The organism is Gracilinema caldarium DSM 7334, from assembly GCF_000219725.1.
Classification (GTDB): Bacteria; Spirochaetota; Spirochaetia; order Treponematales; family Breznakiellaceae; genus Gracilinema; species Gracilinema caldarium.
On the sequence record NC_015732.1, the window covers coordinates 2,735,720 to 2,748,308 of the forward strand.

Consider the following 12,589-nt stretch of genomic DNA (forward strand, 5'->3'; position numbering starts at 1 on the left):
ACGTTAACTATAAGAATTTCATATTCTAACAATATGAAATCACAGAACTTAATAAAACTAGTAAAACCAGTCATTATCGTTTTTTATCTTCTTTTCGTATGTTTAATCTTTGCAGAAACAACTACAACCATTACAGACATTGAAGTACAAGGGCTGAAACGAACCAACCCAATAGTGGTAAAAAATCTGTTAAAGGCCTATATCAATAGAGATGCAGATAAAATCAACACTGATGAAATTATTGCACTTCTCGTTGCTACAGGTATTTTTGAAAATGTTACTGTTTCTGTTAAAGAAAACACCAACCAAACAGTATTGTTCATCAGTTTGGAAGAAAAATGGTCCATCATTCCATTACCACTTGTTTCTATAAAATCAGATAGTTATGTATTTGGATTAGGTTTCTTTGATGCTAACGCCTTTGGCCTTAATCATAAACTCTTTTCTTCCGCAAGTGTATCATCAAAGGGACCATCGATTGCCCTAGGATATATTATTAACTCTTTATGGCAAAGCAAATGGGACGGTGTATTTTCTATTTCCTATGCAACAAAAGATGAGACCTTCACTGATGTCTATGAGCATGAAATTAGTACATCCGATATTACCTCATTTTCCGCAACAATAAGCGGAAACTATTCTATTTTGAATATATTGAAATGGGATTTTGGTTTTGAATATCAAACTAAATCATATACTGATGAACAAGATACAGATCTCACTAGCCTAGGACTACAAACAGGCATAACTTTACAATCAAATGCTCATTGGAATGGTGTATTTCTTACAATGTCTGGAGTCCAGTTCTATTACACCTGGTATTATGGCATAGAAGGGCCATCCTATGGGGTATTTTTAACAAAGGGATCCTACGAAACGGCACCAGTAAAAAACCTTAAACTTTCATTTAGAAGTGTTGGATTGTGGGGCCCCCAAACACCACAACTAGCAGAAATAGGAGCTAACAAACTTGGCTTAATCATACTTCCTGATACCTATACTGTTTATACTATGGCAACCTTTAGATCCGGTCTTGAACTAAAACTTTTTTCATCTGGAATAGTAACCTTTGCAGGTTTAGCACATTATCATATAGGTTATTCAGAGGGCTCTCGAACAGAGCCCCATATTGATTATGGACCATCCTTTGGTTTACGACTCTATCTTGCAAAGGTAGCTTTACCTGCCATGGACATAAATATCGCTTATAACCAGACTACCGGCCTTTACCAGGCCAGTTTTTCTATTGGAATGCAAATGTAAATACACCTGTCCAAAGGGCAATAGCCTTTTGGACAGGTGTTCCTTTATTTTTTCATTATATACGCAACAGCGTTTTCACCAGCAATCCGACCAAAGGTAACTATATCAGCGAGCGCATTTCCTCCCAAACGGTTTCCACCATGAACTCCACCGGTAACCTCACCAGCGGCATATAATCCTGGAATAACAGAACCGTCTGTGCGAAGCACTTGAGCTGAGGTATTAATCTTTACCCCGCCCATGGTATGGTGAATCGCAGGAGTTACCTTTATAGCATAATAGGGAGCTTCCGATAACGTTCTCGGCATATCACTGCGACCATATTCAGTATCCTTTTTAGAAAGAACAGCATCATTATAGTTTTTTATGGTCTTCTCGAGGGTTTCAGAAGTACTACCAATTTTATGGGCCAAATCAGCAAGATTTTGAGCTTCTAAAACAAAACCGGCTTTTAAATAGCTTTCAATTGCAGATAAACTTTTTCGTACCGAATTATCAAATACAAGATAGGCTATTTTCCCTTCCTGGGCAAGTATTTTTGCAGAAACCACATCCCGAGTTTCCAATTCATCAACGAAACGCTTGCCAGCTGAATTTACCAAAATAGCACCATTACCCCGTACGGCCTCAGTAACCATCTCATTGCCATCGGGTGCAAAGGTGGGATGGGTCTGAATCTGATCCATATCTACTAATGCTGCCCCAATAGCTTGGGCCATTAGGATACCATCCCCCGTTGCACCAGCATGATTTGTAGTAGCAAATCCTTTTAATGCAGGGTTAAATTTTGCAGCCATTTCATTATTAGCCCCAAAACCACCAGATGCAAGCACAACTGCTTTTGCTGTCACTTTATAGTCTTTTCCATCAATACGAACTACTACTCCTGTAACAGCCCCTTGTTTATTGGTAAGCAATGATCTTACTTCGGCATCAGTAAAGATGGAGAGCGTAGCAGATTGTTTGGCCTTATTGGCAAGGGTTTTAACAATTTCTGGTCCCACTTTAGCACCACCAGAAGGCCGATGAGCCCGATTAACACTGGCACCGGCTAAGCGCCCCACATCTGATAAATCCGCACCCATATCAGTAAGCCATGAAACTGATGCTGCACTTTTCGTTGCCAGAGTTTTAACTAATTCAGGATCATTCTTGTTGTATCCGCCCTTCATAGTATCCTGAAAGAAAAGATCAGGACTATCTTTAATTCCCTTTTCGGCTTGTATAGCAGTACCTGCTGCATTTATACCACCAGTAGCACGAATGGTATTGCCACCCAGGATCCCCATTTTTTCAAAAAGAACAACCCGTACCCCCTTTGCAACAGCGGCATTTGCTGCAGAAAGTCCCGCACCACCACCACCAATAATGACGAGATCATAGGACTTTGCAGGCAGATTTTTACTTCTTCCCTGTGTTTTTGTTTTTTTAACGGCAACGAAACCTGCCTTATTCAAAGCATCTTGAACGGCTGATATATATCCATTACTTGCTTCAGTTGCACCACTTACTACATCAACCTCGGTACTATTTGCCTTTAGGATTCGGTCTTTCAAAGTTGCAAAAGCAGTATCACCAAGGAATGCTGTCTCCTGCATACTCATTATTTTAATGTCTTTTATATCTGTTTCAGTAACCGTAACTAGTACCCTTATGTCTCCACCATGACCTTTTCCTTCACCTTCATAGGTACCAGGCTGGAAACGAGGGGCGGTGCTGACACAGCCGATGAATGCTACACTAGCCCATAAAATGATAGTGTGCAAAAAATATTTAATCCTCATAAAACCTCCAATTGCATTATGGGTATATTATTATAGATATAATATTATTGAGTCAACCAGTTATACCATAACATCGATTAACATCATTTAAGCGGCTCTCTAAGAGGCATTGAAATTGGGTAGCTGCTTTAATTCTGTATATTTATTCATCTTCGCCCCCCCCCACTTGACATATTTTTTGCATACCGGTAGTATATTTATATGAAACGGATTACTATGAACCACCATCATCATCATGGGTACTCATCCAGGGGGGCATAGGGTCCGGTGCCGCGTTGCGGTTCTGTTCGGCATATACAGCCGTGGGCTCTATGGGGTCCACGGCTTTTTTTATGCCCCGAAGGGGACGTTTAAAACTAAGGTTATAAAACTTTAGTTTATAAAGGCACCCCGAAGTTACAAGGAGTTTTTGTATGGGAAAATTGCGGATTTTAATACCCAAGGGCAGGATATTTGACAATGTGTCCCGATTGTTTGCCGAAGCGGGTATTCCAATAAGCCTTTCCGAGCGGACCTACCGGCCCAACATTGCCGCTGACTGGCTCGATGGAAAGGTCATGAAACCCCAGAATGTGGGGGAACTCTTAGAAATTGGGAGCCACGATGCAGGTTTTACCGGCATCGACTGGATCCGTGAAACCGGATCGAACGTGGTAGAAGTGATGGACCTGGGCTTTGACCGGGTTCGGATTGTGGCAGCGGTCCCCGCTGAAATGGACGAGGCTGCCCTGCGGGGAAAGAAACTTGTTGTAGCCACCGAGTATGTTAACCTTGCCCGGGAATGGCTTACGAAAAAGGGCTATGATTTCCGGATTCTCAGGACCTACGGCGCCACCGAAGTATTCCCGCCGGATGATGCGGACATGATCGTCGATAACACCTCCACCGGCCAAACCCTGCGGGACAACGGCCTGCGGATCGTAGATACCATCCTTGAGTCATCAACCCGTTTTGTTGCATCCAAGATTGCCATGGCAGATCCGGAGAAGAAGGCTCAGATTGATGAACTGGCCATGCTCTTTAAGGCGGTCCTTGATGGCCGCGAAAAGGTCATGCTCGAAATGAACGTGAATAAGATCCGCTTCCCCGACCTGGTGGCAGGGCTTCCGGCTATGCGGAGCCCCACCATCGCCCCTCTGTATGGTGATGACGGCTATGCGGTTAAGGTTGCCGTTCCCCGCCACGAGGTGCCCATCCTGATTCCCCAGCTTAAACGGCTTGGAGCTACCGATATTGTTGAATATGAGCTGCGTAAGGTAGTTCCCTGATACGAACTCACCCTCAGCCGGCGGCAGATCGACAAAGATTACAAGGATGCGGCCGCGGAGGCCCGCAAAGGAGGAGCCATGGAACGGATTGCGGAAATTACACGGAAAACCGGAGAAACCGATATACAGGTAAAACTCAATATTGATGGAACAGGGTCGGCCAAAATCGACTGCCCCGTAGGTTTTGTAACCCATATGCTCACCACCTTTGCCCGGCATGGCCTTTTTGACATAGAGCTCACTGCCCGTGGAGACCTGGAGGTGGATCAGCACCACCTGGTAGAAGATATAGGCATTGTACTCGGTCAGGCTTTTGCCAAAGCCTTGGGGGACAAAGGGGGCATCAACCGGGTCGGAAGCTGTCTCTTCCCTATGGATGAAACCCTGGCCCGGGCAGCGGTGGACCTGTCCGGCAGGCCGTACCTCGTATTCGAGGCCAATCTGAGCGGCCTCCCCCTGGTTTCCACCGAGGCCAGTTTTCAGACCGATACGGTAGAAGACTTCTGGCTCGGTTTTGCCACCAATGCGGCCTGCGCGCTTCACCTGGATATACTCCGCGGTCGCAGTGACCACCACAAGATTGAAGCCCTCTTTAAGGCCGCTGCCCGGGCCATGCGGGAAGCCTGCAGTATCGATAACCGCAGTTTGGGCCAGATCCCATCCACCAAGGGGGTTCTGGCGTGATTGGCGTCCTCAACTACGGGGCAGGGAACCTGGGATCGGTGATGAATGCCCTTGCCCGGCTGGGCCTTCCGGCCCAATTCGTGACAGGTCCGGAGGAACTGCAGGTTCGCCGGGGAAACAACAGCGGATCTTCCGCCGGCCAGCAGTACTCGGCCATCATTTTTCCCGGGGATGGGCACTTCGCCACCGCCATGGAAGCCCTCACAGCCCAGGGCTATACCGAAGCCATCCGGGAGTGGATTGCTGCGGACCTGCCCTTTCTCGGCATCTGTATCGGCCTGCAATTACTCTTTGAACAGAGCGAAGAAGCACCGCCGGTTCAGGGCAAGGAAATCCCTGGATTATCGGTAATACCGGGAAGGGTGAAAAAATTCCAGGGACCCAAGGTTCCCCAGATTGGCTGGAATGAAACCAAAGGTACAAGCCGTTCACGGCTTTTCCAGAACCTGCCGGAACGTTCTTTCTTCTATTATATACATTCCTATTATGTTGTACCTGCAGAGGAAGACTGGGTTGCCGCAGAGGCAGACTACTATGGAACCTACTGCAGTGCGGTGGAACGGGGTGCCCTGACGGCGGTCCAGTTCCACCCGGAAAAATCGGGAGCTCTGGGACTGGAACTCCTGCGGCGCTGGGCTGAGGTGTACCATGTTAGCTAAACGAATCATTCCCTGCCTGGACGTAGATGACGGCAGAGTCGTTAAGGGAATAAAGTTTGAAGGCATTAAGGACGCGGGGGACCCGGTGGAACTGGCCCGCTGCTATAATGAACAGGGAGCCGATGAGCTCACCTTTCTTGACATCGGCGCCTCCTACAAAAGCCGGGATACCCTCATGGAGGTAGTCCGCCAGGTTGCCCGGGAAGTCTTTATCCCCCTCTGCGTAGGAGGGGGGATCCGCACGGTAGAGGATATGCGCCTTGCCATGAACGCTGGGGCAGACAAGGTATCGGTCTGTACGGCAGCCCTGCGGAATCCTGCACTGCTCACCGAGATGGCCCGGGCCTATGGGAGCCAGTGCGTGGTCCTTTCCATCGATGCAAAACGGGTATCTGAGCCCGGCGAAGCTCCCCGCTGGCATGCCTTTGCCAAGGGCGGCAGGGAAGATACGGGGATTGATGCCATCCAGTGGGCCATAGAGGCGGTCCGGCTCGGAGCGGGGGAAATACTCCTTAACTCCATCGATGCGGACGGAACCGGTGCGGGCTATGACCTTGAACTAACCCGCCGGGTGGGAGAAGCGGTTCCCGTGCCGGTGATTGCCTCAGGCGGGGCGGGTAATCTGGACCAGATTGTCCAGGCTCTTATCCCGGAAGGGGGCAACGCCGATGCGGCCCTGGTGGCCAGCATGCTGCACTTCGGAAAAACAACGATACAGGAAATTAAAACCTACGCAGAACAGAAAGGAGTGGTAGTTCGATGGTAATAGCTTCTATAGATATTCAAAACGGAAAAGTCGTCCAGCTGAAACAGGGTTCTCAGCTCATGCTCGAACGGGAAGATGCGGCAGAACTGGCCGCCGAATTCGACAAATATGGGGAAGTGGCGGTCATCGACCTGGATGCGGCTATGAAAACCGGTTCCAACGACGAATTGGTCAAATCCTTGCTCCGCCGGGCCGATTGCCGGGTTGGCGGCGGCATCGCCACAGTGGAACGGGCGGCGGAGCTCGTCAGCCTCGGGGCAAAAAAGGTCATAATCGGGTCCAAGGCTTTCCGGACATCAGGAGACAGTTTCGGCATTAACACAGCCTTCCTGGAAGCCCTGGCAAAAAAGATCGGCCGGGAGCGGGTTATCGTGGCCGTCGATGCCCGGGACGGCGAAATCGTCGTCGATGGCTGGAAGACCCCCACAGGGCTGCCCCTTATCGAGAGTGCCAAAGCGCTGGAACCCTATGTGGGGGAACTGCTTTACACCTGCGTTGAGCGGGAAGGAACCATGACCGGCACCAACCTGGACAGTATCCGCTCCCTGCGGGAAGCGGTTTCCTGTCTCGTCACGGTTGCCGGCGGCGTGAGCACCCTGGAAGAAATCGAAGCCATCGCCCGGCTGGGCTGTGATGTCCAGCTCGGCATGGCCCTCTATACCGGCAAAATCAACCTGGCCGATGCCTTTATTGCAAGCCTTTCCTGGAACCAGGCCTGGCAGGAGGGAAAACTGCTACCCGTCGTCGCCCAGGCCCCGGACGGTCAGGTTCTCATGCTGGGCTACACCGACAGGGAGGCCCTGGCGGAGACCTTTAAGCGGGGAAACCTCTGCTTTCACAGCCGGAGCCGCAACAAGCTCTGGATGAAGGGTGAAAGCTCAGGTAACACCCTCAAACTCATTCGGCTCCGGGCGGACTGCGACCGGGACACCATACTTGCGACAGTAGAACCGACGGGTCCCACCTGTCATACCGGAAACTGGACCTGTTTTACGGACCAGCGCTATACCTGGGAACTTTTGCAGAACATCGTCACTGAACGGTTCCGCAACCCCAAACCGGGTTCCTACACGGCAACGTTGGACGATGAACGGGTCCGGGAAAAGGTGATGGAAGAAGCCGAAGAGGTCTGCACCGCAAAAACCCATGATGAAATCATCTGGGAAGTGGCGGACCTTTTATATTTTACGACAGTATTGATGACCCGGGCCGGAGTCTCGGTGGTAGAGGTCATGGCTGAACTTGATCGGCGGCACAAGAAATGACCAGGTTGATGAAGGGAAGTCCCTACTGGAGCAGCCGCTGTGCAGCTCTGGAGCCCTACACTCCGGGGGAGCAGCCCCGGGACCGGCGGTACATCAAACTGAATACCAATGAAAGCCCCTACCCGCCTTCGCCGAAGGTGCTAGAAGCGCTTAAGACTGCGGCCAACGGGGACCTGCGGCTCTATCCGGACCCGACATGCCTTGCGCTCCGCGAAACAATCGCGAGGAGGTACGGGCTTCCGGGCCCCGAATGGGTCTTTGTGGGGAACGGCTCTGATGAAATCCTCGCCTTTGCCTTTGCGGCCTTTTTCGGTCCCCGGAAACGGACCGGCTCCACCCCGGCATCCGGCTCAGGGCTTATCACAGGACAAAGCGGGCCGGATCCGCTCTACCAAGATGAGGCTCCCCTGCTCTTCCCGGACATCACCTACAGCTTTTATCCGGTCTATGCCCAGTTGTGGAATATTCCCTACGGGACGATTCCGGTTTCAGACACGTTTGAAATAGATCCTCGGGAGTACTTGCAAAGGGCTGCCGGTGTAGTCCTGGCGAATCCTAACGCACCAACAGGCCGCGCCCTCGGCAAGGGGGCTCTCAGGGAACTGGCCGCCTTTCATCAACAGAACCAACGGGTAGTTTTAATTGATGAGGCCTATGTGGACTTTGGGGGCGAATCCATGGCGGAAGATGTTAAACAGTTTGATAATCTCCTCGTGGTCCATACACTTTCCAAGTCCCGTTCTCTGGCAGGGCTCAGGGTGGGCTATGCACTGGGACATCCGGACCTTATCGAAGGCTTGCGGCGGATTAAGGACTCCTTTAATTCGTATACACTGGACCGGCTTGCATTGGCAGGTGCCCAGGCGGCCATCGAAGACCGGGACTATTACGATGCCATGGCTGCTCGGATTATCGCAACCCGAGAGCGGACCTGCACCCAGCTCGAAGCCCTGGGATTCGAAGTAATTCCCTCTGGGGCAAACTTTATCTTTATCCGGCATCCGGCGCGGCGCGGGGCAGAACTGTTTCAGTCGCTGCGAGACCGTGGGATCCTTGTCCGTCACTGGAACAAGGAGCGGATCAGCGAGTACCTCCGGGTGAGTATCGGGACCGATGAGGAAATGGACAGCTTTGTAGGCTGTTGCCAGGAACTTGTAGAAAAGCCAAATACGTAGGGAGCGCCATCGCACCAGAGGAATGATCATGACCATACTGAAAGCCAAGGATTTTGATGCATACTGGAACTCACTCCATGGGGGCAGACCTTTGCCCCGGGGAGACGCCGCGGCGGCTGGCCCCGCACACCTCGCATCCAGCCCTGCTGCCGCGGCCCCTGTTGCCGCGAGCCCCTCGCCTGAGGCCCTAAGCCCATCAGCGGCCACAGCGACCGACACAGCGGTCCTCGCCATCATCGAAGCTGTCCGTTCCGGCGGGGACCGGGCCCTGCGGGACCTGGCGGCCCGCTTTGACCGCTCAAGCCCAGAACGGCTGGAAGTTCCCATGACTGCGGCCCGCCGGGCCCTTGAGGAACTGGAAGCGACCGATGCGAGCCTCGCCACAGCCCTGAGGCTCGCCGCTGACCACATCAGGGTTTTTGCAGAACTGCAGAAAAAGCAGTTTACCGACTTTGAGGTGAAACTTGAGCCGGGGCTTTTCACGGGTCAGCGGTGCATTCCGGTGGAACGGGCTGCGGTCTATGTCCCGGCGGGCCGCTTCCCCCTCATTTCTACGGTGCTCATGGGGGTCATCCCCGCAAAGGTAGCCGGTGTGGATGAGCTTATCATCCTGTCACCGCCTCTTGAAGATGGCCTTCCGGACCGGCGCATCCTGGCCGCAGCGGCATTGGCCGGGGCAGACCGGATATTTGCCGTCGGCGGTGCCCAGGCTGTTGCGGCAGCCGCCTTTGGAACCGAATCGGTCCCCCGCTGTGATGTGATCGTGGGGCCGGGAAATAAATATGTGGCCGCCGCAAAGCGGCTCCTCTTTGGCCAGGTCGGCATAGACTTTGTGGCGGGTCCCACGGATGTGCTCATCATAGCCGATGGAACGGCCAGCGCGGACCTCATCGCCGCGGATATGCTGGCTCAGGCAGAACATGATCCGGACGCCCGCGCCCGGGTCCTAGTCCCCAGCGAAGCGCTGGCCCAGGCCGTGCAGGCCGACCTGGTGCGGCGGCTGAGCAAGCTGGGCACCGCCGACACCGCCCGGGCATCCCTCGATGCCGGGGGGCTTATCATCATCTATGAAACCCTGGACGAAGCCATACAGATTGCTAACACCATTGCACCGGAACACCTGGAACTGCACCTGGCAGAGCCGGAGACCATTGCCGGCAGGCTCAGGAATTATGGCTCCCTCTTTATAGGGCACCTGGCGGCGGAAGTGCTGGGCGATTATTCAGCAGGGATTAACCATACCCTTCCAACTTCAGGAACAGCCCGCTTTACCGGCGGCCTCTCGGTCCGGCACTTCATTAAAACCGTCACCAGCCTCCGCTGTACGCCAGGTTCCGGCTTTGAGACAAGCCGAAAGGCCGCTGCCATAATCGCCCGTGCTGAAGGGCTCGACGGCCACCGGCAAAGCGCTGAGAGCAGGGGATAGTCTGCAAGATCAGGTTTCACACGTAGGATGAGATCTGTTTAGGAAACGTGGCGCATCTCAAAAGCTAACCGAGCTTTTAGAGGCGCCTATTATTCAACCTTAAAGTTCCGAACCTGGTTGATAATATGCTGAAACTGCTCAAAAAATTATTGGTTCAATGAACTGATATTCACCGTATACTCTTTAACGCTGCTGGTACGGAATGTATCGTATGCTTAATTTGCTTTCTTTTTATAATAAATGTATAAAAAGACAGGCATAATTATGATACCAATTATTAAACCATACATTACGTAGACAGAAATAAATAAAGGTCCTATAGGTTCTATGAAATAAACACTTAAATTATTAAAAAACACATAAACGAGTAACATAATCACCAAACATAAGGGTTGATAAAAAACTTTATAGTATGCATGAATAACTTGAATATCTAATAGCAAGGTTTCGCTATTTTTAGAAAATAGAGATTTTACTACTCTATATGCAGAATTATTCTCTATTGCCTTATAGGGTATCGCCTGAAGTTCAAAAAAATTCATTCTTTGTAAACTGCCCAATGGTGCGCTAAATCCCCGTTCAATACAAACAATAACAATACTAGAAACACCAATTTTAAATATCATTATTGCTATGATGAACCATACATCATATACAGGGTTTATTTTTTGCCACATGATGAAGCCATCACTATTAGAACCATATGGACCTTTTAAAATTATATAATTTAAAATTCCATCTAGTACATTTATAAACCAAGAGAAAAATATATTTAAAATACGGTATACTTTTTTTTGTATTTCAATGAATAAAAGTATAGATAATCCAAGACTATAAATTGATAATAAAAGCAGCATTACTCCGTTGACAAATCGGATAGGATTATAATTGGATAAAATAAACCAAGTAAAATAAAGTGATCCTGTTACCCACAAAAGTTCGCCTGGAAAAAGCTGATAATTCTTATATTTTATTAATTCCATGGTAAACCAACCTATTATTTGGCCGCTCAAACCATTAACTCATTTGAGTAGCATGTGTTTTTAGAATTTACTACATTGCTGAACAGCTCTTCCTAAATCATATGAATCACATGCATATTGCACTGCTTTAGGAACAGAAGGATTTTTAATTGCATATAAACCAACACCTGCTGCAACAACATCTGCAACAACCACTGCTGTTTTTTTAATTTCATTTATTGAATTTTTTACTTGAGATTTTTATGTACGGGAACCTGAACCTCTGCCATCACCATGGTAGCACCACGTTATTTGTCAACATAGATGTCGCCCGTTTAATGATGCTGTGCGTTCAGCACCACTCTGTCACAATGGACCCAATCTTTAAGGGATGACCGTATTTCTGGTCGAAAGAGCCGTACATAGGTAAGAGCTCTTTATCAATACCATAGTGGCGCTGATCGGGTGTCACAGAGCCAATCCCAGCATGTCGATGTTAAGTAATGTACCAATGGACAAAATCGGCAAACCACTGTTGTGCATGCTCTTGCATAGGATTCCCATTATCAACATACAGGTAAACAGGTCGTGTTCCATTCCGTGCAACCATTCTTTCAAAACACTGGCTCGCTAATGATGTTGTCTCCCGGTTATGAATCTCCCAGCCGACAATCTTTCTACTCCAGCGCCCAATTCCCCTAGGCCTGAGAATATGTGGGGTCATTGTCAATGTTTTTTTATAGGCCGTAGCGGCCTCTTGAGAGCGTTCCAGCTTTTGCAATACATCGCCAATGACCAGGTAAAAAGACTGATAGGCAGGAGCCAACAAAATGGCCTCCTAATATTAAGCTTTGACAGCTTCCTCGTACCCGCCAGTGGCCTGGAGGGTATTTGCTTCTGCTACAAGGGCATTGGCTTGCTCTTGCGGCACCGGAACAGTGGTAGATAGCCGGGGTGAGAGTTTCTTGTAGAGGTATGCCGCCTTGATCAAAATATCAGCAAACTCGGGATCATTTGCTTCAAATTCTCGAACAGCCAGAACGCCGATATTAATGCGCTTTTTCGCTTCCGCGGTCGGTACACGCTCATGATTAACATCATCTTGCATGGCTTGCAACTGGGTTTGAATCACTTGCAGCACCTGCCAGCCCGGCGCGTGGGCCAACCTGTCATTGACCATCTTACTTGCTGAGTCTAGCAATCCGCTCAATTCGGATATTTCCACACTCATATCATTCCCCTAAGGTATGAAAACTACCCTTGTCAGCAGAAAAGAACTGGACACCTCCACCAATACAAGAAAAATTGATAGGAATTGTCATTTCGTGGTTTTTACG

Annotated in this window: 13 protein-coding genes; 8 read left to right on the forward strand and 5 right to left on the reverse strand. The window is 49.7% G+C overall.

Annotated elements, in window-relative coordinates:
• Positions 1 to 33: 33 nt before the first annotated feature.
• The gene (locus tag SPICA_RS12330; RefSeq protein WP_013969820.1) at positions 34 to 1,263 is read left to right on the forward strand and encodes a BamA/TamA family outer membrane protein; all 1,230 of its coding nucleotides are present in this window, start codon (positions 34 to 36) and stop codon (positions 1,261 to 1,263) included.
• A gap of 44 nt (positions 1,264 to 1,307) precedes the next feature.
• Here SPICA_RS12330 and SPICA_RS12335 read toward each other — a convergent pair whose 3' ends face one another.
• Positions 1,308 to 3,047, reverse strand: a complete 1,740-nt coding sequence (locus tag SPICA_RS12335) for a flavocytochrome c (RefSeq protein ID WP_013969821.1) — start codon at positions 3,045 to 3,047, stop codon at positions 1,308 to 1,310.
• A gap of 413 nt (positions 3,048 to 3,460) precedes the next feature.
• Here SPICA_RS12335 and hisG point away from each other — a divergent pair, with 413 nt between their 5' ends.
• The 7 genes from hisG (at position 3,461) to hisD (ending at position 10,290) form a co-directional block, all read left to right on the forward strand.
• Positions 3,461 to 4,315, forward strand: a complete 855-nt coding sequence (gene hisG, locus SPICA_RS12345; RefSeq protein ID WP_013969822.1) for an ATP phosphoribosyltransferase — start codon at positions 3,461 to 3,463, stop codon at positions 4,313 to 4,315.
• A gap of 78 nt (positions 4,316 to 4,393) precedes the next feature.
• A complete protein-coding gene (gene hisB, locus SPICA_RS12350) occupies positions 4,394 to 4,999 on the forward strand; it encodes an imidazoleglycerol-phosphate dehydratase HisB (RefSeq protein WP_013969823.1) in 606 nt (201 codons plus the stop codon).
• A complete protein-coding gene (gene hisH, locus SPICA_RS12355) occupies positions 4,996 to 5,658 on the forward strand; it encodes an imidazole glycerol phosphate synthase subunit HisH (protein WP_013969824.1) in 663 nt (220 codons plus the stop codon). The genes hisB and hisH overlap by 4 nt, the downstream gene beginning before the upstream one ends.
• Complete coding sequence (gene hisF / locus SPICA_RS12360) at positions 5,648 to 6,424, forward strand: imidazole glycerol phosphate synthase subunit HisF (RefSeq protein ID WP_013969825.1); 777 nt, start codon at positions 5,648 to 5,650, stop codon at positions 6,422 to 6,424. The genes hisH and hisF overlap by 11 nt, the downstream gene beginning before the upstream one ends.
• Positions 6,418 to 7,689: a bifunctional phosphoribosyl-AMP cyclohydrolase/phosphoribosyl-ATP diphosphatase HisIE gene (gene hisIE, locus SPICA_RS12365; RefSeq protein ID WP_013969826.1), complete on the forward strand. Its 1,272-nt coding sequence runs from the start codon at positions 6,418 to 6,420 to the stop codon at positions 7,687 to 7,689. Before hisF ends, hisIE begins: the two co-directional genes overlap by 7 nt.
• The gene (locus tag SPICA_RS12370; protein ID WP_013969827.1) at positions 7,686 to 8,864 is read left to right on the forward strand and encodes a pyridoxal phosphate-dependent aminotransferase; all 1,179 of its coding nucleotides are present in this window, start codon (positions 7,686 to 7,688) and stop codon (positions 8,862 to 8,864) included. The genes hisIE and SPICA_RS12370 overlap by 4 nt, the downstream gene beginning before the upstream one ends.
• A 28-nt stretch (positions 8,865 to 8,892) precedes the next feature.
• Entirely contained in the window at positions 8,893 to 10,290 is a 1,398-nt protein-coding gene (gene hisD / locus SPICA_RS12375) for a histidinol dehydrogenase (protein ID WP_013969828.1), read from the forward strand.
• 215 nt (positions 10,291 to 10,505) lie between these two features.
• Here hisD and SPICA_RS12380 read toward each other — a convergent pair whose 3' ends face one another.
• The 4 genes from SPICA_RS12380 to SPICA_RS12390 form a co-directional block, all read right to left on the reverse strand.
• Positions 10,506 to 11,273, reverse strand: a complete 768-nt coding sequence (locus SPICA_RS12380) for a hypothetical protein (protein ID WP_013969829.1) — start codon at positions 11,271 to 11,273, stop codon at positions 10,506 to 10,508.
• Between the two features lie 60 nt (positions 11,274 to 11,333).
• The gene (locus SPICA_RS15840) at positions 11,334 to 11,468 is read right to left on the reverse strand and encodes a hypothetical protein (RefSeq protein WP_257720281.1); all 135 of its coding nucleotides are present in this window, start codon (positions 11,466 to 11,468) and stop codon (positions 11,334 to 11,336) included.
• Positions 11,469 to 11,748: 280 nt separating this feature from the next.
• Positions 11,749 to 12,078, reverse strand: a complete 330-nt coding sequence (locus tag SPICA_RS12385; protein WP_013969830.1) for a DDE-type integrase/transposase/recombinase — start codon at positions 12,076 to 12,078, stop codon at positions 11,749 to 11,751.
• 18 nt (positions 12,079 to 12,096) lie between these two features.
• Entirely contained in the window at positions 12,097 to 12,483 is a 387-nt protein-coding gene (locus tag SPICA_RS12390) for an immunity protein Tsi6 family protein (RefSeq protein WP_013969831.1), read from the reverse strand.
• Between the last annotated feature and the right edge of the window lie 106 nt (positions 12,484 to 12,589).